This is a genomic window from Streptomyces sp. T12, from assembly GCF_028736035.1.
Lineage (GTDB): Bacteria > Actinomycetota > Actinomycetes > Streptomycetales > Streptomycetaceae > Streptomyces.
Genome location: NZ_CP117866.1, coordinates 5331323 through 5354965, shown reverse-complemented (window position 1 = coordinate 5354965; position 23643 = coordinate 5331323). Strand labels below are relative to the sequence as shown.

The 23643-nt window shown below is 67.8% G+C and carries 23 protein-coding genes and 2 tRNA genes; 6 read left to right on the top strand and 19 right to left on the bottom strand.

Annotated features, from left to right (window positions below):
• Positions 1-145 precede the first annotated feature (145 nt).
• Positions 146-1390 carry an RNA-guided endonuclease TnpB family protein gene (locus PBV52_RS24020; RefSeq protein WP_274241022.1) on the top strand — a complete coding sequence of 415 codons (1245 nt, stop codon included), beginning with the start codon at positions 146-148 and terminating at the stop codon, positions 1388-1390.
• Here the strand turns inward: PBV52_RS24020 and PBV52_RS24015 are convergent.
• From PBV52_RS24015 to PBV52_RS23995, 5 genes are read right to left on the bottom strand one after another with little or no spacing between them, the layout of a single operon-like run.
• Positions 1383-2651, bottom strand: a complete 1269-nt coding sequence (locus PBV52_RS24015; RefSeq protein WP_274241021.1) for a class E sortase — start codon at positions 2649-2651, stop codon at positions 1383-1385. The two genes, PBV52_RS24020 and PBV52_RS24015, sit on opposite strands and share 8 nt — an antisense overlap.
• Complete coding sequence (locus PBV52_RS24010) at positions 2648-3286, bottom strand: aminodeoxychorismate/anthranilate synthase component II (protein ID WP_093907624.1); 639 nt, start codon at positions 3284-3286, stop codon at positions 2648-2650. The genes PBV52_RS24015 and PBV52_RS24010 overlap by 4 nt, the downstream gene beginning before the upstream one ends.
• Entirely contained in the window at positions 3283-3480 is a 198-nt protein-coding gene (locus PBV52_RS24005; RefSeq protein WP_274241019.1) for a hypothetical protein, read from the bottom strand. Before PBV52_RS24005 ends, PBV52_RS24010 begins: the two co-directional genes overlap by 4 nt.
• 17 nt (positions 3481-3497) lie before the next feature.
• Complete coding sequence (locus tag PBV52_RS24000; protein WP_274241018.1) at positions 3498-4211, bottom strand: class E sortase; 714 nt, start codon at positions 4209-4211, stop codon at positions 3498-3500.
• 19 nt (positions 4212-4230) lie between these two features.
• Complete coding sequence (locus tag PBV52_RS23995; protein WP_274241017.1) at positions 4231-5007, bottom strand: DUF881 domain-containing protein; 777 nt, start codon at positions 5005-5007, stop codon at positions 4231-4233.
• Between the two features lie 141 nt (positions 5008-5148).
• Here PBV52_RS23995 and crgA point away from each other — a divergent pair, with 141 nt between their 5' ends.
• The gene (gene crgA, locus PBV52_RS23990; protein WP_030047324.1) at positions 5149-5403 is read left to right on the top strand and encodes a cell division protein CrgA; all 255 of its coding nucleotides are present in this window, start codon (positions 5149-5151) and stop codon (positions 5401-5403) included.
• 310 nt (positions 5404-5713) lie between these two features.
• Here the strand turns inward: crgA and PBV52_RS23985 are convergent, their stop codons facing one another.
• Positions 5714-6598, bottom strand: coding sequence for a rhomboid family intramembrane serine protease (locus PBV52_RS23985; RefSeq protein WP_274249532.1), 885 nt, complete (start codon positions 6596-6598; stop codon positions 5714-5716).
• Between the two features lie 101 nt (positions 6599-6699).
• A complete protein-coding gene (locus PBV52_RS23980) occupies positions 6700-7233 on the bottom strand; it encodes a peptidylprolyl isomerase (RefSeq protein WP_274241015.1) in 534 nt (177 codons plus the stop codon).
• Positions 7234-7559: 326 nt separating this feature from the next.
• On the opposite strand from PBV52_RS23980, the gene PBV52_RS23975 reads away from it, so the two are divergent.
• Positions 7560-8273, top strand: a complete 714-nt coding sequence (locus tag PBV52_RS23975; protein ID WP_274241014.1) for a DUF5324 family protein — start codon at positions 7560-7562, stop codon at positions 8271-8273.
• Between the two features lie 129 nt (positions 8274-8402).
• Here the strand turns inward: PBV52_RS23975 and PBV52_RS23970 are convergent, their stop codons facing one another.
• The 4 genes from PBV52_RS23970 to PBV52_RS23955 form a co-directional block, all read right to left on the bottom strand.
• Positions 8403-9506, bottom strand: coding sequence for a hypothetical protein (locus PBV52_RS23970; protein ID WP_274241012.1), 1104 nt, complete (start codon positions 9504-9506; stop codon positions 8403-8405).
• Entirely contained in the window at positions 9490-10101 is a 612-nt protein-coding gene (locus PBV52_RS23965) for a sigma-70 family RNA polymerase sigma factor (protein ID WP_306801442.1), read from the bottom strand. Before PBV52_RS23965 ends, PBV52_RS23970 begins: the two co-directional genes overlap by 17 nt.
• Positions 10098-10277 carry a hypothetical protein gene (locus tag PBV52_RS23960; protein WP_062707804.1) on the bottom strand — a complete coding sequence of 60 codons (180 nt, stop codon included), beginning with the start codon at positions 10275-10277 and terminating at the stop codon, positions 10098-10100. The genes PBV52_RS23965 and PBV52_RS23960 overlap by 4 nt, the downstream gene beginning before the upstream one ends.
• 402 nt (positions 10278-10679) lie before the next feature.
• A tRNA-Ala gene (locus PBV52_RS23955) sits at positions 10680-10752 on the bottom strand.
• 182 nt (positions 10753-10934) lie between these two features.
• Here PBV52_RS23955 and PBV52_RS23950 point away from each other — a divergent pair.
• Positions 10935-11483: a DNA-binding protein gene (locus tag PBV52_RS23950; protein ID WP_274241010.1), complete on the top strand. Its 549-nt coding sequence runs from the start codon at positions 10935-10937 to the stop codon at positions 11481-11483.
• Between the two features lie 349 nt (positions 11484-11832).
• The gene (locus PBV52_RS23945; protein WP_274241004.1) at positions 11833-13524 is read left to right on the top strand and encodes a serine/threonine-protein kinase; all 1692 of its coding nucleotides are present in this window, start codon (positions 11833-11835) and stop codon (positions 13522-13524) included.
• 17 nt (positions 13525-13541) lie between these two features.
• Here the strand turns inward: PBV52_RS23945 and PBV52_RS23940 are convergent, their stop codons facing one another.
• The gene (locus PBV52_RS23940) at positions 13542-14930 is read right to left on the bottom strand and encodes a hypothetical protein (protein ID WP_274241003.1); all 1389 of its coding nucleotides are present in this window, start codon (positions 14928-14930) and stop codon (positions 13542-13544) included.
• A gap of 198 nt (positions 14931-15128) precedes the next feature.
• Positions 15129-15257, bottom strand: coding sequence for a DLW-39 family protein (locus tag PBV52_RS23935; RefSeq protein WP_003999697.1), 129 nt, complete (start codon positions 15255-15257; stop codon positions 15129-15131).
• A 336-nt stretch (positions 15258-15593) separates the two neighbouring features.
• On the opposite strand from PBV52_RS23935, the gene PBV52_RS23930 reads away from it, so the two are divergent.
• A complete protein-coding gene (locus PBV52_RS23930; protein ID WP_274240999.1) occupies positions 15594-15968 on the top strand; it encodes a DUF6344 domain-containing protein in 375 nt (124 codons plus the stop codon).
• Between the two features lie 178 nt (positions 15969-16146).
• Here PBV52_RS23930 and PBV52_RS23925 read toward each other — a convergent pair whose 3' ends face one another.
• From PBV52_RS23925 to gyrB, 6 genes are all read right to left on the bottom strand, one after another.
• The gene (locus PBV52_RS23925; protein ID WP_274240998.1) at positions 16147-16890 is read right to left on the bottom strand and encodes an AAA family ATPase; all 744 of its coding nucleotides are present in this window, start codon (positions 16888-16890) and stop codon (positions 16147-16149) included.
• Positions 16891-17003: 113 nt separating this feature from the next.
• Positions 17004-17357 (bottom strand): VOC family protein, encoded by a 354-nt coding sequence (locus tag PBV52_RS23920; protein ID WP_274240997.1) that lies wholly within the window; start codon positions 17355-17357, stop codon positions 17004-17006.
• Between the two features lie 190 nt (positions 17358-17547).
• Positions 17548-17621: transfer RNA gene (locus PBV52_RS23915), tRNA-Ile, on the bottom strand.
• Between the two features lie 146 nt (positions 17622-17767).
• Positions 17768-18583 (bottom strand): DUF3566 domain-containing protein, encoded by an 816-nt coding sequence (locus PBV52_RS23910; protein WP_274240996.1) that lies wholly within the window; start codon positions 18581-18583, stop codon positions 17768-17770.
• Between the two features lie 18 nt (positions 18584-18601).
• The gene (gyrA, locus tag PBV52_RS23905; RefSeq protein WP_274240995.1) at positions 18602-21199 is read right to left on the bottom strand and encodes a DNA gyrase subunit A; all 2598 of its coding nucleotides are present in this window, start codon (positions 21197-21199) and stop codon (positions 18602-18604) included.
• Between the two features lie 42 nt (positions 21200-21241).
• Complete coding sequence (gyrB, locus tag PBV52_RS23900) at positions 21242-23302, bottom strand: DNA topoisomerase (ATP-hydrolyzing) subunit B (RefSeq protein WP_274240994.1); 2061 nt, start codon at positions 23300-23302, stop codon at positions 21242-21244.
• Positions 23303-23643: the final 341 nt, after the last annotated feature.

Sequence of the window (23643 nt, the reverse complement as noted above, 5' to 3'; positions counted from 1 at the left end):
CGTGGATGCCCTGGCCTTCAGGCCGGGAAGGAAACGTACTCCTGCAGAACAGGGCGGGGAGAGCCGAGTCGCCGCCAGGACGATTCGGTGTCCACCACTGATAATTCATCAGGTACTCACAAGTTGACATGATAGTTTGTGAGCCATGGCCACTCATGTGAAGCGGGCGTTCAAGTACCGCTTCTATCCGACCGATGCGCAGGCAGCTGAGCTGTCGCGTACGTTCGGATGCGTGCGGAAGGTCTACAACCTGGCGCTCTCGGCACGTACTGAGGCGTGGGCGCTGCGGCAGGAACGGGTCAACTACAACGCAACGTCGGCGATGCTGACGGCGTGGAAGCAGACTGAGGAACTCGCATTCCTCAACGATGTCTCCTCCGTCCCGCTCCAGCAGTGCCTGAGGCACTTGCAGGCCGCGTTCACCCACTTCTTCTCCAAGCGGGCCAAGTACCCGCGGTTCAAGTCGAAGAAGAGGTCCCGCAAATCCGCGGAGTACACCTCCAGCGCGTTCCGGTTTCGGAACGGAAAGCTGACCCTGGCCAAGATGACGGAACCGCTGGACATCGTGTGGTCCCGTCCCCTCCCGGAAGGCGTGTCGCCGTCCATGGTGACCGTGTCCCAGGACGCCGCGGGCCGCTGGTACGTGTCCCTGCTGTGCGAGGATCCGTCCGTCAAGCCGCTCCCGGCAACCGGCACGGCAATCGGCGTGGACGCTGGGCTCGACCACCTGCTGACCCTGTCGACCGGAGAGAAGATCACAAATCCCCGGCACGAACGGCGGGACCGCGACCGCCTGGCCAAGGCTCAGCGGCAGCATGCCCGCAAGACCAAGGGCAGCAACAACCGGGAGAAGGCACGCCGGAAAGTCGCCAAGGTCCACGCCCGGATCGCCGATCGCAGGCGTGACCACTTGCATCAGATCACCACTCGGCTCGTTCGTGAAAACCAAACGATCGTGATCGAGGACCTCACGGTTCGGAACCTGCTGAAGAACGGCCACCTCGCGCGCGCCATCTCCGATGCGGCGTGGAGCGAGTTCAGGAGCCTGCTGGAGTACAAAGCCCACTGGTACGGCCGCGAAGTGATCGCGGTCGACCGCTGGTTCCCTTCGTCCAAGCTCTGCTCCACCTGCGGAAGCTTGCAGGACAAGATGCCGCTCAGCGTCCGCACCTGGACATGCGACAGCTGTGGCACGACCCACGACCGGGACGTGAACGCAGCGAAGAACCTCTTGGCCGCCGGGCTGGCGGTGTCGGCCTGTGGAGCCGGTGTAAGACCTCAACGGAGCACTCCGGGCGGGCAGTCGGCGACGAAGCAGGAAGCCCTACGGCGCGAGCCGCAGGAATTCCCCTCCTCAAGGAGGGGAAGGAAGCCAACTGCCCTTAACTGACGAGCGCATCCGGCTTGCCCTTGCTGCGCGGCCGTTCCTCGACCATCTTGCCCCAGACGATCAACCGGTACCTGCTGGTGAACTCCGGCGTGCACGTGGTGAGCGTGATGTAACGGCCCGCCTTGGTGAAACCCGACCCCGGCGGAACCGGATCCAGCACGCTCACATTGCTCGGCGACGTCACCGGCAGGATCGACGCCATCTTGTAGACGAAATACTTGTCCTGCGTCTCCACGACGATCTCATCACCAGGCGTGAGCCGGTTGATGTACCGGAACGGTTCGCCATGCGTATTGCGATGCCCCGCCAGCCCGAAGTTGCCGGTCTTGGCATCCGGCATCGCCGTCTTCAGCTTGCCCTCGCCGTAGTGACCGACCATGCCCCGGTCGAGCACCTTCTTGTTGCTGACGCCCTCCGCTATCGGCACGACGACATCCAGCTTCGGGATGTGCAGGATGGCGAAACCCTGCCCCGGCTCGAACGTCCCCGGGTTCCGCTTGCCGCTCGCCCAGTCGTCCTGGAGGCTGCTCGTCTCCTTGTCCGCCTGCGCATGCGCCCGGACGTTCGTCCACCACAACTGGTAGCTCACGAACAGCAGCATCAGCACGCCGGTGGTGATGAACACCTCGCCGATCGCCCGGCTGGCAAGGACGCCCGGACTGGGCCTGCGCGCCCGCGCCTGCCTACGGGCCTCCACGCGCGAGAGGGGAGCCTGGGAGGCCTCCGAACCGCTCTCGCCCGCCTCTGTGGCCTCCGACTCCTGACGAACGCCGCCATGACGCCCGTGACGCCGCTTGGCGGCCTTTCTACGGGCCGCACGGCCGCCCGTAGGGGTTCCCGTGACTGAAGAGGCTGAGGAGGCGGCAGAAGCCGATATGGACTCGCCTGCCGGCGGATCGGGTATCCGCAGCGCCACGGTCTCGTCGTCGGGCGGGGGTATGTACGGCTCCACGTGCGGTTCCGCATACGGCTCCTGGGACGCCGCAACCCCCTCGGCACCGTAACCATCGGCGCCATAACCATCGGCGCCATAACCATCAGCGCCATAGCCCTCGCCGCCGTAGCCATCAGCGCCGTATCCCTCGGCGCCCTGCCCCTGAGCGACGTACCCCTCCCCGCCGTACCACTCCCCGAGCGCACCGGACTCCTCGTACGGCTGCTGCCCGTACGAGGTGCCCTGGTCGCCGGCGCCGCCGTAGGAATCCGTGAAGGACTCCCCGTACGCGGCGCCGGACTCGCGCTCGGGGCGCAGCGCGGTCACGCCGTGGCCCTGCCCACCACCGGGGCGAGCCCCGTCGACCTCGCCACCGCACCCTGGTCGCCGCACTCCACCAGCCAGTTGGCCAGCATCCGGTGCCCGTGCTCGGTCAACACCGACTCGGGGTGGAACTGCACGCCCTCGACCGGGAGTTCGCGGTGCCTGAGGCCCATGATGATGCCGTCGTGCGTGCGGGCGGTCACCTCCAGCTCGGCCGGCACCGTCTCCGGCTCGGCCGCCAGCGAGTGGTAGCGCGTCGCCGTGAACGGCGTCGGCAGGCCCGCGAAGACGCCCTTGCCCTCGTGCTCGACCAGCGAGGTCTTGCCGTGCAGCAACTCCGGCGCACGGTCCACCACACCGCCGTACGCCACCTGCATCGACTGCATGCCGAGGCAGACACCGAAGACCGGCACTCCCGTCGAGGCACAGTGGCGCACCATCTCGATGCAGACACCGGCCTCCTCCGGCGTACCCGGACCCGGCGACAGCAGCACGCCGTCGAAGCCGTCCTGGGCATGCGCCGTCGACACCTCGTCGTTGCGCAGCACCTCGCACTCGGCGCCCAGCTGGTACAGGTACTGGACCAGGTTGAAGACGAAGCTGTCGTAGTTGTCCACGACGAGAATGCGCGCGCTCACTGGCCCTCCACCGTCACATCGCCGAAGGGCAGCAGCGGTTCGGCCCACGGGAAGACGTAGTTGAACAGGACGTAGACCACGGCCACGACCAGAACGAGCGAGATCAGCGCCCTCACCCACGCATTCCCCGGCAGATGCCGCCAGATCCAGCCGTACATGCCGTCCCTTCCGTCGCGCCACGGCACCAGACTCACGCCGTACAGCCAACAGACTAACGGCGCAACGCTTCCGGTTTCCCGGCCTCCACAGGCTGCGTGGAGTCCAGATGCGCCCACACGATCAGCCGGTGACTGTGCCCCCACTCCGGATCACACGTGGTCAGGGTCAGGTAGCGGCCCTCACGCGTATACCCCGACTTACGAGGCACAGCGTCGATCACCTCAATGTCCGTGGGCAGTGTTTTGTAAGGGCCTTTGTCGATCCGATACGTGAACCAGGTCGTCCCGTCCGTCAGCACCACCGCGTCACCGGGACGCAGCCTGGGGAAGTCCTTGAACGGATCCCCGTACGTACGCCGGTGGCCGGCCACCGAGAAGTTGCCCTTCTGGCCGAGCTGGGCGGTGTTCGCGTAGTGACCGAGACCCTTCTTGAGAGTCTTGGTGGCGGTGCCTTCGAGAACCGGCTTGTTCCACGTGAAACCAAGCCGCGGGATGTACATGATCGCGAAAGGCTTGTCCGCGGTGTACGGGACGGGCTTCGGCGGACTCGCCTGCGAACTCTCACTCGGAGCCGCGGTGCTCCCGGGTGCCGCGTCCGTCGGGCGCACCGCCCCCTGCGCCCACTGCTCCTGTAACTGATCGATCTGGTCGGCCATGACGTTGTCGGCCTTCACGCCGGTCCAGAACAGCACATAGACGACGAAAAGAACGATCACCGTGCCGACCGTGATGCACAGCTCGCTGACGGTCCTGACGACGACACGCACCGGCAGCTCCAGAGAAGGCTCACTCCAAGGGCTTGGCGTACTGCAGATCCACTGTGCCCGAGTAGCCCGGCAGAGTCACCGTCCCGTCCTCGGTGACTTTCCAGCCGAGACCGTAGACATTGACGTACACCATGTAGTTCTGGATCGCCGGCGAGGCCGCGAGCGCCTTCTGCATCTTCTCCGGATCACCGACCGCCGTGATCTTGTACGGCGGCGAATAGACCCGGCCCTGAAGGATCAGGGTGTTGCCCACGCAGCGCACCGCGCTGGTGGAGATCAGCCGCTGGTCCATGACCTTGATGCCCTTGGCACCGCTCTGCCACAGCGCGTTGACCACGGCCTGGAGATCCTGCTGATGAATGACCAGGTAGTCCGGCTGCGGCTCGGGATAACCGGGAAGCTTTGCCGTGGCGTCCGGCGGGGCGTCATTGAGCGTGACCGTGATCGCCTCGCCCGTCAGCTTCTGCGTCCCCGCGCTCTGCTCCAGCGCCGCCAGCTTGTCGTCCTCGGCCTTGGTACTGCCGTCGTCCCGCTCGGCCAGCGCCTCCACGTCGTCCCGCAGAGCCGCGTTCGACTCGATGCGCTCACCGTTCTCGTGGCTGCGCTCCTGAATGAGGTCCGAAAGCTTCAGCAGCGAGGCATCCGTACGGATATTGGTGCCCTTGGCCGTATTGAAACTGGTGAAGAAAATGAGCCCCGCGAGAGCGAAGACAGCCGCGGTCAGCACCCGCACCGGCCGGAAGCGGCCGCGGACAGGGCTGGATCCTGACCCGGGGGAGTCGGCAGAATTGCTCAACGTACCCTTATCTCCTTCGGCGCCGCGGAAGCACTACGCTAACGGACGCCCGGGGGAGCAATCAGAGTCCCCTTGTACGCTGCCCCGAGCCAGCCACAGTTCCCTGCGCGGCCACGCAGCGCATCGACAGGAGAGACCCTCGTGCCGAAGTCACGTATCCGCAAGAAGGCCGACTACACGCCGCCGCCCTCGAAGCAGGCGACCGCCATCAAGCTGAACAGCCGCGCATGGGTAGCGCCAGTGATGCTGGCCATGTTCCTCATCGGCCTCGCCTGGATCGTCGTCTTCTATGTGACCGACGGTTCACTGCCCATCGACGCGCTGGGCAACTGGAACATCGTGGTGGGCTTCGGCTTCATCGCCGCCGGATTCGGCGTCTCCACGCAGTGGAAGTAGCGGTCGAAGCGACACCCGAAGCGGCGGCCACTTCGTGGTGAACATAGTCCTGCCCAGGGCTATCCGCTGAGTTATCCACAGCCGTTTTCCACATGGGGAAAAGAAAGACGATCTGTGGATAACCCATCGGGTGTTGACGCCGGTGTGACGGAACTACCGGTGAGCACTCGCGACCGAAAACTCGTTCGCCCCCTGCCTGACCTGTGGAAACACGGGTCAGTGACAGGGGGCACAGTTGTTCCCGCACAGTGTGCACAAGATCCGCCACCCGCTGTGGACAACAGCGGGCTCACGTGGATGAAGGCCGCGCTCAGGTGAGCTGCAGTGTCCTCAGCACGGTCATCAGGACGACGACGGCCAGGACCAGCGCGCAGGTGCCGTACTGGACCAGTGTGCGGCGCTGACGCGGGGCGTGGACCATGGCGTAGCCGATGACGACGCCGGCGACGAGGCCGCCGATGTGGGCCTGCCAGGCGATGTTGTTCCAGCCGAAGGTGAGGATCAGGTTGATCGCCAGCAGGGCCATGATCGGCCGCATGTCGTACTGGAGCCGGCGCATGAGGACGGCAGTGGCGCCGAAGAGGCCGAAGATGGCGCCGGAGGCGCCGAGCGAGGAGCTGGTCGGGGCGGCCAGGAGGTAGGTGAGGGCGCTGCCCGCGAGGCCTGAGCAGAAGTAGAGCGCGAGGTAGCGGGCGCGTCCGAGGGCGGCTTCGAGGGGGCCGCCGAGCCACCACAGGCTGAGCATGTTGAAGGCGATGTGCCAGATGGCCTCGTGCGTGAACATCGAGGTCACCAGGCGCCACCACTCGCCTTCGGTGACGCCTTCGGTGGGGTTGAAGGGGGCGGGTGGCCAGGTGCCGACGAGGACGAGGTCGTTCAGGAGTGTGGTGCTGGTCTGGACGGCGATGAAGACCGCGAGGTTGATCCCGATGAGGATCTTGGTGAGGAGGCGGGGGTCGGCGGTGACGGTGCCGCCGGCGATGGTGCGGGGGCGGGCGGCGTCGGGGGCGTGTCCGGTGCCGGAGCCGTTGCGGACGCAGTCGGGGCACTGGAAGCCGACGGAGGCGCTGACCATGCAGTCAGGGCAGATCGGGCGGTCGCAGCGGGTGCAGCGGACGCCGGTCTCGCGGTCCGGGTGGCGGTAGCAGACCGGCAGGCTCTGCGCGTCCTGCGGGCTGCCTGCCGGCTGGTCCATGAGGTCCCCTAGGTCGTCGTACGCGATGCAGTCCTCATGCATCGCCCCGCTCATCCTTACGGACGAGCGGGGCGTTTGGTTCCCTGTGGGAGGTGTCGGACTCAGCCTTCGCGGGTCTCGACGACGACCGACTCGATGACGACGTCGCTCAGCGGGCGGTCGGTGCGCGGGTTGGTCTGGACGGTCGCGATGGCGTCGATGACCTTCTGGCTGGCGGGGTCGGTGACCTCGCCGAAGATGGTGTGCTTGCGGTTCAGCCAGGTCGTCGGGGAGACGGTGAGGAAGAACTGCGAGCCGTTGGTGCCCGGTCCGGCGTTGGCCATGGCGAGCAGGTACGGCTTGTCGAAGCGGAGGTCCGGGTGGAACTCGTCCTGGAACTGGTAGCCGGGGCCGCCGGTGCCGTTGCCGAGCGGGTCGCCGCCCTGGATCATGAAGCCGCTGATGACGCGATGGAAGACCGTGCCGTCGTAGAGCTTGGCGGTGGACTTCTCACCGGTGGTGGGGTTCGTCCACTCACGCTCGCCCTGGGCGAGTTCGATGAAGTTCTTGACCGTGATCGGCGTGTGGTTCGGGAGGAGCCGGACCTGGATGTCGCCGTGGTTGGTCTTCAGGGTGGCGTAAAGCTGCTCGGCCACGATCTGCCTTCCGTTGTCTTCCTGTGACCCCCCGATCCTTGCACGGACGGCGGTCGGCGTCCCCCGGCGGTCGTTCATCGGCACGCGACGGGAGCGATCCCTTGCAGAAAACTGCGCGAGTACTCCCGGGACGGGGCGCGCAACGCGGGGATCCGTGGCATTGTCGACCACAAGCTCCTGTTGCCCCGTATTGATCCGCTATTGCACTCGATCAACTCGATCCGCACCCATATGCCTGTCTTCACATGCTGCGGAGCGGTCGGGGAGGCATGATCCGTAAAAGGGTGGAGAGTCGAAATACGTACGCCACCGAGGAGGAGGATCCCGTGACCCGCATCGACAGCGTGCGCGCCGCGACCGGCTCGGCGAAGGACAGCGTGCTGCACGCCGCGGAAGTGGTGGCGCCCTACGCCGACACCGCCAAGGACAAGGCCACGCACTACGCGCACGAGGCACGCGTACGGCTCGCGCCTAAGGTGTCGCAGGCCACCGAGCAGGCCCGCGCGCAAGCCCTGCTGCAGTACGGCGCGCATGTCGCGCCGCGTCTGGAGCAGGCCCGTGCGCATGTGCCGCCGAAAGTCGATCTGGCCGCTCATGAGGCGGCCGTCCGTACGCGCAAGGCGGCTCGGCAGGCCGCCGACTATTCCCGGCCGAGGATCGAGCAGGCGGTGGCCGCGGCCGCGCCCGTCAGGGACGAGGCCGCTGCGCGCGGTGCCGCCGCACTGGCCGCGCTGCGCGGTCAGGTCTCGCCGAAGGAGATCGAGAAGCTGGTCCGCAAGCACCAGCGACGCGCCAAGGCCGGCCGCGCCGCGAAAGTGCTGGCAGCGGCCGGTGCTCTCGCTGGTGCCGCGTTCGCCGCCTGGAAGTGGTGGGACAAGCAGGCCAACCCGGACTGGCTGGTCGAGCCTCCTGCCGCGACCGAGGTGCCGGAGTCGAGCCGTCTCGCTTCGGTGGACGGCAGCGGCAAGTCCGTTCTCGATCCTGAGGTCCAGGCGAAGGAGGCCGAGGAGGAGGCTGCCCGGCGCGACGAGGGCCGGTGATGTGAAGGCCGGTGACGGCTGGCGCATTGCATCGAACTACGCCGTGGGGCGAGGGACTTGAAGGTCCTCCGCCCCACGGCGATGTTTCACGTGGAACATCGGCCACGCTCGCGGGCAGACCGGCCCGTTTCACGTGGGACGGCGGCCGTGTTTCACGTGGAACGCCGGTCGCCCGGTGACGGTCGAGCTCTCGGCCGTGTCGTGAGCGGGGTTCCGGGCATGGTTGCGCGCAGGGTCGTGGGCTCGCCGGCGTGACGGCAGGGGGTCGAGCTTGTGGCTGCGCTGGGGAGTGTCCTGGACCGCCGGGACGGGCGTGGCGAGGGCGCGTATGCGGTCGGTGAAGTCGGGGTCGGGCAGGGGGAGGTCCAGGTCGTCATCGACGTAGGCGACGGCGGCGGGGATGTAGTGCAGGACGGCGTTGACCGGGTCAGGGACGGGCGAGGTGTCGGGCTTGAGGGCGCGCAGAACGCGCAGGGTGGTGCTGATCTCGTCCTCGGGCTCGGGCCCGGGCTCTGGGCCTGAGTCGTCGCTGCGGTCGTTGACGCGGTCGTCGATGCGGTCGTCGATGCGGATGCTGGCGTCGGCCGCGACAGTGTTCTGGTCGTGGGGGTTCTCGCCCTGGGGGGTCTCACCTTGGAGGCCGTCACTTTGGGGGTACTCGCCTCGGAGGTCCGCGATGCCGGGCTGGACGCTGCGGGCGTACCGGGCGTGCTGTGTCTGCCACCAGTCGGCGACGCCGTGCTCGCCCAGGGCGCGGTGGTGCAGGTAGAGGCAGTAGCTGGCGGCGGTGTCACCGGCGCCGGCGGCGTACTGCCACCACATGCGGGCCGACTCCTCCCGTGCGCAGAGCTGGAGCATGCAGCCGAGAACGCGGGCGCCGGGGGGTTCGGGCAGTGCTCGGGCGAGGAATTCCTCGAGGTCTGTGAGGGCGTCTGTGTGGGTGATGACCGTCTCGCAGAGGGTTTGCAGGTTGTCGGCGGCGGAGCTCTCGTCGGTCGGCGGAGCCTGGCCCGGCGGGGCTGGTGGGGCAGGCGAGGCCGACGGTGTTTGTCCGGGCGTGCCGTGTGCGGGGGTCGGGCCGTGGGTGGCGCGTGCCAGGGTCGAGCCGGGGGTGTCCGGGCGAGTGGCGGCGCGTACGGACAGGCGTGCGGCCGCCGCGTCTATGGCTGCCTGGGTGTAGGGCCGACGGTGGAGGCGGGCCCGGGCGAGCAGGTCGTCAATGGGCGATGTCATCGGCTTTCCCTTCCTCGGCGTGCCCTTCGTCGTCCGTACGGGGTTGCGTGAGGTTCTGCTTCACGCCGTACGCGTGCTGGAGGCGCCGTTTGGCGTGGCGGACGGTGGAGCGCACGCCGGCCGGGGTGATGCCGAGGGCGGCCGCTATCTCGACCGCGCTGTAGCCGAGCCCGAAGTGCAGGAAGGCGACGTCCATCTGACGCGGCGGCAGTTGCTCGATCTCCGCGTAGAGGTTGAGGCTTTCCTCGAGCTGGCTGATGGGGTCCACGGCCTGGGTCAGCGCCACGGTCTCGAAGGCCTCGCCTATGAGTGCCGGGCGGCGGTCGCGGGTCCGTGAGTGGTCGATGGTGCTGTTCCTGATCACCCGCCAGGCGTACGCGGTGGGGTTCTCCTTGGACAGCACGGTGCTCCATGCCTTGAGCAACTGCTCGAAGGCGGCGTCCACCGCTTCCTCGGCGTCGTGCCAGTTACCCAGTCGGGACTTGGCCCAGTTGACGTACAACGGCCGGTACATCTGGTGGAAGGCCTCGAAGTCCGGCGGCAGCTTCTTCATACGCGGGGCGCGGGAGGCTTGGCTCGGCAGGTCCTGACTCACGCCTGCCCCTCGTGGTGTGCGTCCTTGGCGCCCTCGCCGAGGTCGCGCCGCATCTCACTGATGCCCGCCCGTACGCCGGCCGCGGCGAGCCGGCGCAGCAGTACGACCGCGTCGCGGCCGAACACCCGTAGGGCGAGCGCCGCCAGGATCACCTCGCCGGCAATGTCCATCGTCACTGTGCTGTTGTGCCTTCCTGGTGTCAGGCGAGGCCTGTCAGCACCCCCGGCGGCCTCGGGACGGCGCGTGTTTACGCCCTCCGCCCACGATGACGTTTGCAACGGCCTGTGTGTGCAAGTCCCGCACAGACTTTCTTAACGGAGCGCATCCTTCTGATTACCCGCCTGCATTCACGCCAGCTCACACAGGGGCTCCGCACCGGAGCGCGCCACCCTGGCGCCACGTCGACCACCTGCGCAACCACTCCGCGGGCTGTACACACCTCACGAATTTGCGCAAACATCCGCAACGACACCACCACCCGTCACGTGATGCACATCACTCGGGAAGCGGCTCCGCCAGAGCCCATGGAATGCAAAAACCGGCCAGAGGCCACGAGGGCGTCTGACCGGTCCGAGGTGTGGAGCCTAGGGGAGTCGAACCCCTGACATCTGCCATGCAAAGACAGCGCTCTACCAACTGAGCTAAGGCCCCGGAAGAGGAGCGTCCAACCGGAAGAACCTCGTACCGGCGGGCGCCGCAGACCAGAGTACCGGGTCACCCCCCGTATCTCACAAAAAGATTGGGGGTCCCGATGAACGACCACTCTCCGTAAGATGCTCGGCGTGGTTCGCTACAGCGAACCACGGTTTTTGGGGAAGCGATGGGGAGACGCAATGGACGCCGCACAGCAGGAAGCGACCGCAAGAGCGCGGGAACTGCAGCGGAACTGGTACGGGGAGCCGCTGGGGGCGCTCTTCCGTAAGCTTATCGACGATCTTGGTCTCAACCAGGCTCGTCTCGCGGGGGTACTGGGACTGTCCGCACCGATGTTGTCGCAGCTGATGAGCGGGCAGCGGGCGAAGATCGGCAATCCCGCCGTGGTCCAGCGGGTGCAGCTGCTGCAGGACCTGGCGGGGCAGGTCGCGGACGGCAGCGTGAGCGCGGCCGAGGCCACCGACCGCATGGATGAGATCAAGAAGTCGCAGGGGGGCTCGGTGCTCAGCAACACGACGCAGACGACGAGCAGTTCGGGGGCGCCCACGGTCAAGCGGGTGGTCCGCGAGATCCAGTCCCTGCTGCGCTCGGTGGCCGCCGCGGGGGACATCATCGATGCCGCGGACACCCTCGCCCCCACCCACCCGGAACTGGCAGAGTTCCTCCGGGTGTACGGCGCCGGCCGCACCTCCGACGCCGTCGCGCACTACCAGTCCCACCAGAACTGACGCCGAGGCCCGGTCGCCGAAGGGGGTTCGGCAGCCGGGCCCACGGACAGGTTCTGAGCGGTCATGAGCAGGCCGTGCGGTTCGCCGGTGCGGCCATGCGGGGGTCTGGCCGCACATGCTGGAATCACGACGGGGTGTGTCTCTCGCCGCCGGGACAGCAAGGGCCTCAAGGGCCGCCTACGGGAAGGGCGCGAGGGGCAGCCGGCACGAGGGGAGCCCGCGGAGGGTTCGCCAAGGGGCGCCGAGGGAGCCCGCAAGGGGAAGAGAGAGGGGACAGCGAGGGGAGTCGTATCGCTCGTCGAGGGGGAAGCAAGGGGGGTAACCGAAGGGGGAGGAGCGACGCACAACCATGGGTGAGGTCTTCGCCGGCCGGTACGAACTGGTCGACCCGATCGGACGCGGAGGCGTCGGCGCCGTCTGGCGCGCCTGGGACCACCGCCGCCGCCGGTACGTGGCCGCCAAGGTCCTGCAGCAGAGCGACGCGCACTCGCTGCTGCGTTTCGTCCGCGAGCAAGCCCTCCGGATCGATCACCCCCATGTGCTCGCACCCGCCAGCTGGGCCGCCGACGACGACAAGGTGCTGTTCACCATGGACCTGGTGGCCGGCGGTTCGCTGGTCCACCTCGTCGGGGACTACGGCCCCTTGCCGCCCTCCTTCGTCTGCACGCTCCTCGACCAGCTGCTCGCAGGGCTGGCCGCCGTGCACGCGGAGGGCGTCGTCCACCGCGACATCAAGCCCGCCAACCTGCTCCTCGAGGCCACCGGTACCGCTCGCCCGCGACTGCGCCTGTCCGACTTCGGCATCGCCATGCGGCTGGGCGAACCCCGCCTGACCGAGACCAACCTCGTGGTGGGAACGCCCGGTTACCTCGCGCCCGAGCAACTCATGGGTGCGGAACCGGACTTTCCCGCCGACCTGTTCGCCGTAGGGCTGGTCGCGCTGTATCTGCTGGAGGGTGCCAAGCCGGACACCAAGGCGCTCGTCCAGTACTTCGCCGCGCACGGAACACCCGGTGCGCCCAAGGGAATTCCCGACCCGCTGTGGCAGGTCGTGGCCTCGCTGCTGCAGCCGGATCCGCAGGCGCGGTTCCGCACGGCCACAGGGGCACGCAAGGCCCTTGCCTCGGCCGCCGAGCTCCTGCCGGAACCGGGCCCCGATGACGAGCTGATCGAGATCTTCGACCAACTCGGGCCGCTGCCACCGGGGTTCGAGGCGGGCGGGCCGCTCAAACCGGCGCCAGGAGTCGACAGGGGCAGGGGCAGGGGTGACTCCCGGCAGTCCGGCACGGGCACCGCGGGTGCGGCCGGCACCGGCGCCACACCGACCGGCACCGGCTCCGCAGCGCCGGGCACTGGGTCCGGGACGGCCGACAGCAACGGCTCGGGCGCCGTACCGAGCGATCCACGCCAGGGAGTGGCCGGACCGACCCCGGCCTGGGAGGTCGCGGCGTCCCACTCCACGCCCGGCCCGCACACACCCCGCCCCGGATCCCAACCGCCCGCCGCCCCGGAGCCGTCCACCCCTGCGCAGCCCGGCGACAGGGACGGTCCTCTCACCATGTCGGACACCGGCAGCTTCCACCTGCCACCGCCCCAGGCCACAGGCTCCTCCCGGACTCAAACGCCCCCGCCACAGCCGCACCCGGCACAGACGCCAGCCCAGGCACAGGGCCAGAGACAGGCGGGCCAGGCGCACCAGGGCGCGCAGCATCACTCCGCTCACGTCTCCCCCTACGACAACACGCATGTCCTGTCCTCCCCTCACCCACACGCACCTCAGTACCCGGCTCAGCCCCCGACGCCGGCGCAGCACCAACGCGTCGATGCCTCTACTGCTTCGTACACCGCCCAGAGCCCGCAGGTTCCACCTTCGGAACTCCCAATCCGGCAGCCCCGCCGCCGCGGCGGCCACCGCGCCACCCGTCGCGCCTCCCACGGCCTCGCACGACGGCCTGGCCCACCCGCCAAGGTGACAGTCCCGCTCCTACTGCTGGCACTGGCCTGCTACGCCGTGGGCTTCTGGGCGCTGACCCGCATCTGAGCTCACTGTCGACGGTGCTACCAGGCCCCAACCCTCCGCCGAGCCACCACAGCCCACACCCCCAGCACCACCAGCACCAAGGTCCCCGCACCGATCCCGCTCACCGCGAGCACAGTCATCGCAGCGCCACCGCCACCCCCGGACCCGCCCCCGGCCCCGCCCCCCGCAGCCGCCCACCGATCGCCTTCCGCAACCTGGAAGACGCCCCCAGGCTCCGACTCCCCCGCATAACCGGGCCCGGCCTCCGCCGCACCCCCCACCCGCACGCGCAACGTCAGCTGGAGCGGCCCGTCGCCGTAGTTCTCGGCCATGTCCGCCGCGAGGTGCACCACGAGGTAGTAGGAACCGGCGAACCGCATGCCTTTGAACCGCTTGTGAGCGGCGTACCGGTTCTCGTACGCGACCGGCGGCAGGGGATCGAGCTCGACGGCCTTCTGTGTGCCTTTGTAGCTGGTGCTCGCGTCGTCGACGAAGCCGTGCACCGGGTTGTAGAGCGAGAGGTTCAGGGCGCCGGACACGTAGCCGTCGCGGCCGTTCGAGCTGCCCAGTTCGGCGGTGGCGTACAACTGCCGGCCCCAGTCGAGCGGCACCCGGTAGAAGAGCGTCCGGCCGGGCGTGATGTCGGAGTTCCAGACGCCCTGCCCGACGGATGCCGCCGAGGCGAATCCGGAGCCGCCGTCGCGTCGCACGTCCTCCCCGGTGACGGGCTCTGGTGAGGCGGAGTTCCAGCCGTCGGGGGCACTCGTGGCGTCGGCCTGCCGCAGGGACGGCTCCGAGGCGGCGAAGAGCTCCAGGTCCCAGGTTTCCGGGGCGGAATCCGCCCTACCGACGCGCTCGACGATCACGTAGTAGGTGCCCGCGCCCTCGCAGCGAGGCCGGTTGGAAGAGGCCTCGCGTGCGGCCCACGCCGTGATCGGGCGTGGGCTGTGGGCGACACCGAAGATCTCGGTGTCGAGGGAGCAGTTGGTCCCGTCGGCGTCCTGCACGGACACCCTGATGCCGTCGCTCGCGGAGACGGTGGTGCCGGCGGCGGGGATCGCCATCGCGGAGACGTACGCGTCGGAGGTGGCGTCGAGGTCGAGGCGGTAGTGGACCTTCACGCCGCTCGGCAGGGAGCTCTTGTACGTCGTGCCGGGCGTGAGTGGTGCGGCGTCCGCGGTACCCGTCGCGCCGACGATGGGCCGGGCGTCCGGTGCGAAGGTGTAGGGGCTCGGCGTTCCGGCCGCGAGCGCGGACCGGCCCGGCAGGGCAGCCGTCGTACACAGCAGCAGTGCGGCTACGACGGCCCCACGCGCGCGTGCCGAGCAATGACCGCGCCTCACCCTCGCGCGACGCCACCGCGCCGTACGCCGCCGCCCCATCACGCGCCACCCCTCGTCGTCACCGGACCATCGACCGTCGCCCATCCTGCCCAGCCCGGCCGCTCGTCACCCGCGTAATCCGTACGACCGTCCGAAACGCCCGGCTCTAAGACCTGCGCGCCACTCCCGCAACTCGAAGCCACGGAACTCCGCGAAACGGCGAGAGCACAGCCGGCTCGCAGCGAACACACAAAACCCCGACCGCGAGGCGGCCGGGGTCTGTTCAGATTCCGATGTCGTGGCTCACGAACCCGTGGGCACGGAGTCAGTCGCCTCCGTCCACAGATCCTGCTCGGCGCGATCCGCCTGGATCTGGCGGTACACGAGGAGCCCGCCGATGGCGGCCAGTGCGACCAGGAGAAGCTTCTTCACCGCGCGACCTCGTCTTTCCTTGACGTAGGGGACCTCTGGCGCCCGACTATACACACCGACCGATATCGATCGGTGACCTGCGTCGGGGCTCAACTGCCGTCCGGTGGACCGCAGTAGAAGCGGATGGCGGCGCCCCGATCGGAGAGTGATGACACCTCGACAGATGGTGACATTGCTCCCCTCCCTCGCTTTCTTGCGGCTTTCAGGCCCGATGCACCCATCCGAGTGCTGTTCATCTGAAGATCGACGCGTCATGAGCGTCGGTCCATGACTTCTCGGCCCCCATACACATCATGAGGAAAGTACGCAAATCGCCCAACCCGAAAGTGAGGGGCCATGGCCCGGAACAAGGTCATGAACCTGTGGACCACCATCGTCACCGCCTTCCTCGCGCTGTGCACGGCGCTCGGATTCGTCACGACGAGCGCTGCTGCCGCCGCACCGCACAAGGAGGCGGCGCGCAAGAGCGACAGCGACCGCGACACCAGCGCACAGCTGTCAGTGCCGGCGATGCCCCAGTGGGCCTGGTCCTACGCCAGAGCACTGCCCCCCACGATGAAGCAGCGCATCCGCGCCGAGGCACACGGCAAGACCCCCAGCTGCCGCCACCGTCCGCTCACGGACACCGAAGCGGCCGCGTCCACCTCCGCAGTCGGCGCCTGCGACTCCGCCGCACCCCCGGCCCAGCCCCTGGTCCCGCACCAGCGCTGAACCCACGGCTCACCCCGAGACGTAACTGCCTCAACCAGTTGTCCCAGACCGCACCGTCACAGCGAGCTTGCGTACACAGCAGCACCGCTCATGCACAGAACCGCTCATACACAGCACGGCTCATACACAGCACCGTCTTGCACAGCACCGCTCAGGACGCCGGCCTCTACGACGTACCTCATCCCGCTTCGACGATGTGTCGGAGATAGGCCCAAGGGTCGTTGAGGTAGCGCCGCCAGTGGTCGACGAGTTCCAGATCCCGCCAGTCGGCGGGACGCATTCCGTGGTCGCCCACCTCGATGATCTCGGCGCCGGGCAGCGCCGTCAGCACAGGTGAGTGCGTGGCGCAGATGATCTGCGCGCCGGAACGCCCCAGTTCATGCAGCAGCCCGACGAGTTGAAGACAGGAAGCGAAGGACAGCGCGGCCTCGGGCTCGTCCAGGACGTACAGCCCCGGGTCCTGGAACCGCTCCTGGAAGGCCATCAGAAAGCCTTCACCGTGGCTCATCTCGTCCGCGGCCCCGGACAGCCGCCCCGTCTCCTGCTCCCGGCCCAGCGCGTCCAGCGCGGTCTCCGCCCGCAGAAAGAAGCCTCTGCGGCGCGTCCGAGACCCACGCAGCATACGGCGGCCGGCCGCCGTCGCCTCGAACCGTATCCGCCCGCCCAACGCCGACGGCTCACGCTGACTGGCGTACCGGTAGCCCGCGGATCCGCCCCAGGAGTCCAGGCCGAACCCCTCCGCCAGCGCCTCGACGAGCGTCGACTTGCCCGATCCGTTCTCCCCCACCAAGAACGTGACCGGCGCGGTGACCTTCAGGCCGTCGTCCAGCAGCTGCCGCACGCACGGCACCGACCACGGCCACTGGCTCCCTTCGCCCAGCTCGCCCTCGGCAACATGCGCGTATGCCCGTTCGACGATCATGCCGCCAGGCTCTCATCCTGCACTGACAATCGCGTCCCACGAGACTCGCTCCGCGGGACAGGGCACAAGAACTGCAAGCCCGCCAGGCTGGACCCGCGCGCTCTCAGGGAGCGTTACTGGCTCCGTTGGCCAAGGATGCAGAACTCGTTGCCCTCGGGGTCTGCCATGACAATCCACGGCTGGTCACCCTGGCCGATGTCGACACGCTTCGCGCCATGAGCCTCAAGGCGAGCCACCTCGGCCGCCTGGTCATCGGGCACGAAGTCGAGATGCAGCCGGCTCTTGCCCTGCTTGCTCTCATCAAACCGGACGAAGTCCAACCCTGGCCTGCGATCCGGCTCCGGGCGGATCTCGAACTCGTCCTCAGAGGAGTGGACCACCACCCAGCCAAGAGCCTCGGCCCACCACTGACCCAAGGCCACCGGATCCACCGAATGAACAATTACCTGTTCCCATTCCAAGGTCATCAGCCGATCCTAGGCATACGGGCGCTTCGAAAGCAGGCGCTTGAAGCGCTTAGAGGGAGGCCACGCCCCCGGGAAGCCGTCGCGATGCTCGCTGCGCTTCTGGAGGTTTCTGGAAGATCCACTCATCGGCTGATGTCAGTCGTGGATGGCAAAGACCCCCAGCCGTGACGGCTGGGGGTCTTTTCGCATGTGGGGCTAACAGGATTTGAACCTGTGGCCTCATCCTTATCAGGGATGCGCTCTAACCAACTGAGCTATAGCCCCGCCGCGCTCTGCGGTGTGTGTCCCGCGCGCTGACTCCTGAAGATTAGCGCACGACATGGGCAGTCCCAAAATCGGTTGTCGGGGGACCGCCAGAAGGGGTTTGCAACCGTCTCCGTGCGGCAACCGTCATCCGGCCTCGGTCACCCTCACTCGTCTTCCGCGAGCGTCAGCTCGACACCGCCCACGAAGCCGGCGGAGAGGTTGTAGATGAACGCGCCGAGCGTCGCCAGCGCCGTCGCGAGGACGACGTCGATGACCGCGATGATCGACGTGAACATCAGGACGTGCGGCAGTGACAGGAAGGACTGCAGGTCGAAGCCGTTCGACTCGTTCGAGCCGGTTGCCTCGGAGATCGTGCCGCCCACCGTCGAGAAGACGCCCATGGCGTCCATGACCATCCAGAGCACCGCGGACGCGACGATGGTGCAGATGCCCAGCGCGATGGAGAGCAGGAAGCTGACCTTCATCACCGACCACGGGTCGGCCTTGGCCACGCGCAGGCGCGCCTTGCGGGTGCGGGGCGTCGTACTCGCCCCCGTGCGCGGCCGGCGTACCGCGCTCGCCGGAGCGGGCGTCTGGTAGGCCTGCGGCGGGTGGTAGGGCCCGGAGGGCTGCTGCGCCTGCCGTTCCCCCGGCAGCGGCGACGTCGGCGGCGCGGAGGCCGCCTGCTGCGCCCCTGCGGGCGCGGGCTGCGGCTGCGGCTGGGCGCCCGGAGCAGCCGAGCCCGCGCCGGCCGCGTACTTCTGGGGCTGCGGGCCTCGGGTGTCCGTCACGGTTCCCCCCTGGGATCCAGGTGTGTCTGGCGAGGGCGAGTCCTTCGCGGGCGACTTGATCGCTTTGAGCTGGGTCGTGTGCGTGTCCGTCGCACGCGCGGCGGAGCCACGGCCGCCGCCGTCCGTGTCCTTACCGGCCGTAGAACCGGTCGAGGTACCGGACGATCCGGCGCCCGTGGCTCCGCTCACGATGACTCTCTCCTCGTGCTACTCGGCCGAGGGTGCCTCACCCTCGTCCGTGCCGATGGTCGCGGCGGCACCCTCGTCGGTCTCGTCGACGGCCAAGTCGCCGTCGACCTCCTCCGCCTCGCGTCCCGCCTCGGCGTTACGAGCGATACCGACCACGGCATCGCGCTTGCCCAGGTTGATCAGTTGGACGCCCATGGTGTCACGGCCCGTCTCCCTGACCTCGTTGACTCGCGTACGAATCACACCGCCGCCCAGCGTGATGGCGAGGATCTCGTCGGTCTCCTCGACCACCAGCGCACCGACGAGCGAGCCGCGGTCCTCCACGATCTTGGCGGCCTTGATACCGAGGCCGCCGCGGCCCTGGACGCGGTACTCGTCGACGGGGGTCCGCTTCGCGTACCCACCGTCGGTGGCAGTGAACACGAACGTACCGGTTCGAACAACATTCATCGAGAGCAGCTCGTCTCCCTCGCGGAAGCTCATGCCCTTGACACCGGAGGTGGCACGGCCCATGGGACGCAGCGACTCGTCCGTCGCCGTGAACCTGATCGACTGTGCCTTCTTGCTGATCAGAAGCAGATCGTCGTCGGCCGAGACGAGCTCGGCACCGATCAGTTCGTCGTCCGAACCGTCCTCGCGCTCGCGCAAGTTGATCGCGATCACGCCGCCGGAGCGGGGCGAATCGTAATCCTTCAGCGGCGTCTTCTTCACAAGTCCGGCCTTCGTGGCGAGCACCAGGTACGGCGCCGCCTCGTAGTCGCGGATCGCGAGGATCTCGGCGATCGCCTCGTCCGGCTGGAAGGCCAGCAGGTTCGCCACGTGCTGGCCGCGCGCCTCACGTCCGGCGTCCGGCAGCTCGTAGGCCTTCGCCCGGTAGACGCGGCCCTTGTTGGTGAAGAACAGCAGCCAGTGGTGGGTCGTGGACACGAAGAAGTGGTCGACGATGTCGTCTTCCTTCAGCTTCGTACCGCGTACGCCCTTGCCGCCGCGCTTCTGCGCCCGGTAGTCGACGGTCTTGGTGCGCTTGACGTAACCGCCGCGCGAGACCGTGACGACGATGTCCTCCTCGGCGATCAGGTCCTCGATGGACATGTCACCGTCGTAGGGCACCAGCATGGTCTTGCGGTCGTCGCCGTACTTCTCGACGATCGCGGCGAGCTCCGCGCTGACGATGCCGCGCTGACGGACCGGCGAGGCGAGGATCTCGTTGTACTCGGTGATCTTCGCCTGGAGTTCGTCGTGCTCCTGGACGATCTTCTGGCGCTCCAGGGCGGCCAGTCGCCGCAGCTGCATCTCGAGGATGGCGTTGGCCTGGATCTCGTCGATCTCCAGGAGGTCCATCAGGCCCGTGCGTGCGATGTCGACGGTGTCACTGCGCCGGATCAGCGCGATGACCTCGTCGATGGCGTCCAGGGCCTTCAGCAGGCCGCGCAGGATGTGCGCCCGCTCCTCGGCCTTGCGCAGCCTGAAGCGCGTACGGCGGACGATGACCTCGATCTGGTGCGTCACCCAGTGGCGGATGAACGCGTCCAGGGAGAGGGTGCGCGGGACGCCGTCGACGAGCGCCAGCATGTTGGCGCCGAAGTTCGTCTGCAGGTCCGTGTGCTTGTAGAGGTTGTTCAGGACAACCTTGGCGACCCCGTCGCGCTTCAGCACGATGACCAGGCGCTGGCCGGTGCGGGACGACGTCTCGTCGCGGACGTCCGCGATGCCGCCGATCTTGCCGTCCTTCACCAGGTCGGCGATCTTCTGCGCGAGGTTGTCGGGGTTGACCTGGTACGGCAGCTCCGTGACCACCAGGCACTGGCGGTTCTGGATCTCCTCGACCTCGACGACCGCGCGCATGGTGATGGAGCCGCGGCCGGTCCGGTACGCCTCTTCGATGCCCTTGCGGCCCACCACCAGGGCGCCGGTCGGGAAGTCGGGGCCCTTGATGCGCTCCATGAGCGCGTCCAGCAGCTCCTCGTGCGAGACCTCGGGGTTCTCCAGGTACCACTGGGCACCGGCCGCGACCTCGCGCAGGTTGTGCGGCGGGATGTTGGTCGCCATGCCGACCGCGATACCGGCCGAACCGTTGATCAGCAGGTTCGGGAAGCGGGCCGGCAGGACGGTCGGCTCCTGGGAGCGGCCGTCGTAGTTGTCCGTGAAGTCGACGGTCTCCTCGTCGATGTCACGGACCATCTCCATCGACAGCGGCGCCATCTTGCACTCGGTGTAGCGCATGGCCGCCGCCGGGTCGTTGCCCGGAGAGCCGAAGTTGCCGTTGGAGTCCACCAGCGGCATCCGCATCGACCACGGCTGCGCGAGGCGGACCAGCGCGTCGTAGATCGAACTGTCGCCGTGCGGGTGGTAGTTGCCCATGACGTCGCCGACCACGCGCGCGCACTTGTAGAAGCCGCGCTCGGGGCGGTAGCCGCCGTCGTACATGGCGTACAGCACACGGCGGTGGACGGGCTTGAGGCCGTCCCGGACGTCCGGCAGCGCACGCGAGACGATGACGGACATCGCGTAGTCGAGGTACGAGCGCTGCATCTCCGTCTCGAGCCCGACGGGCTCGACACGCATCGCGAGTTCGCCGCCCTCTTCAGGGGTGACAGGGGTGTTCTCGTCGGTCATTGCTGGTGAAGATCCTTCCTGGTGCGGTCAGCTGAGACCGACTCAGATGTCGAGGAAGCGGACATCCTTGGCGTTGCGCTGGATGAACTGGCGGCGGGCCTCGACGTCCTCGCCCATCAGGACCGAGAACAGGTCGTCGGCCTGGGCGGCGTCGTCGAGGGTGACCTGGCCGAGGACGCGGTGCTCCTGGTCCATGGTGGTCACACGCAGCTCCTCGGCGTTCATCTCGCCGAGACCCTTGAAGCGCTGGATCGAGTCCTCGCGGACGCGCTTGCCGCGCTGACGGCCCATCTCGATCAGGGCGTCACGCTCACGGTCCGAGTACGCGTACTCGACGTCGTCCCGGCCCCACTTGATCTTGTACAGCGGGGGACGGGAGAGGTACACGTGCCCGGCCTCGACCAGCGGCCGCATGAAGCGGAACAGGAAGGTCAGCAGCAGGGTGCTGATGTGCTGGCCGTCGACGTCGGCGTCCGCCATCAGGATGATCTTGTGATAGCGGAGCTTCTCGATGTCGAAGTCCTCGTGCACGCCCGTACCGAAGGCGGAGATCAGCGCCTGGATCTCCTGGTTCTGCAGGATCTTGTCGATCCGCGCCTTCTCGACGTTGAGGATCTTTCCTCGGATCGGGAGGATCGCCTGGTACTCCGGGTTGCGGCCGGACTTGGCCGAGCCGCCGGCGGAGTCACCCTCGACGATGAAGATCTCGCACTTGGTGGGGTCGTTCGACTGGCAGTCGGAGAGCTTGCCCGGCAGGGACGCCGTCTCCAGCAGGCCCTTACGACGCGTCAGGTCACGGGCCTTGCGGGCCGCCACGCGCGCGGTGGCCGCCTGGATGCCCTTGCGGATGATGTCCGCCGCCTCGTTCGGGTTGCGGTCCAGCCAGTCGTTGAGGTGCTCGTAGACGACCTTCTGGACGAAGGTCTTCACCTCGGTGTTGCCCAGCTTGGTCTTCGTCTGGCCCTCGAACTGCGGCTCGCTCAGCTTCACCGAGATGATCGCGGTCAGACCCTCGCGGATGTCGTCACCCGTGAGGTTGTCGTCCTTCTCCCGCAGCAGCTTCTTGTCGCGCGCGTACTTGTTGATCAGCGAGGTCAGCGCCGCACGAAAGCCCTCCTCGTGCGTACCGCCCTCGTGCGTGTGGATGATGTTGGCGAAGGAGTACACACCCTCGCTGTAGCCACCGTTCCACTGCATCGCGAGCTCGAGGGACAGGCTCTTGTCCTTGTCCTCGGCCTCGAGGTCGATCACGGTGGGGTGCACCACTTCTCCCTTGCGGGAGTTGAGGTACTTCACGAAGTCGACGATGCCGCCCTCGTAGTGGTACGAGACGTGCTTGACCTCGTGCTTCTCGTCCTCGCCTGCCTCGTCCGCACCGGCGGTGGCCTTCGCCGACTCGCGCTCGTCGGTGAGGTTGATGCGCAGCCCCTTGTTGAGGAACGCCATCTCCTGGAAGCGTCGGGAGAGCGTCTCGAAGGAGTACTCGGTGGTCTCGAAGATGTCCGGGTCGGCCCAGAAGGTGACCGTCGTGCCGTGCTCGTCCGTGGCCTCGTGCTGGGCAAGCGGGGCCGTCGGGACACCCAACTTGTAGTCCTGGGTCCACCGGTAGCCGTCGGTCTTGATCTCGACGGAGACCTTGGTCGACAGGGCGTTCACGACGGAAACACCCACGCCGTGCAGACCGCCGGAGACCGCGTAGCCGCCGCCCCCGAACTTTCCGCCCGCGTGCAGGACCGTCAGCACGACCTCGACGGCCGGCTTGCCCTCGGAGGGGACGATGCCGACCGGGATGCCACGGCCGTTGTCCACGACCCGTACGCCACCGTCGGCCAGGATCGTCACGTCGATGGTGTCCGCGTGCCCGGCCAGCGCCTCGTCGACGGAGTTGTCGACGACCTCCTGCACCAGGTGGTGGAGTCCTCGCTCACCGGTCGAGCCGATGTACATGCCGGGTCGCTTGCGGACCGCGTCCAGACCCTCGAGGACGGTGATGGCGCTGGCGTCGTACGAGGCGGTGACCTCGCCGTTCGACGGGGTCACCGCGCCGTTGGCGCCGGCGTCGGTGGACGGGATGTTCTCGTTGGGGTTGCCGGAATCGGCCACGAAGCGCCCTTTCTGGCACAGCACGAGCCAGGCTCGTCGGCGGGTTGCCGGAGCGGCTGCGGCATGTTGCGTTGGTAAGCCTTGATCAGCGTTGCTCAGCTTTTCCCGGACGGTCCCCACGATTGGGGCGGGATTGGCTTCCAGTCTACCGGTTGCGCCGACAGTGATGGGGGTTTGCCGGTACCTGAGTCCTCATGTGCCGCCCTGAACCCGGCTCGGCCGACTCCCGATATACGGATGGGGGCTCCAAGAGGCTCAGAGAGGCACTCAGCGCTTCCGGCCGTCAACCCTTGGCTACTTAGGAGTCAGGTCGAGATTCGCAACCGCGTGCGGGTGTGCGA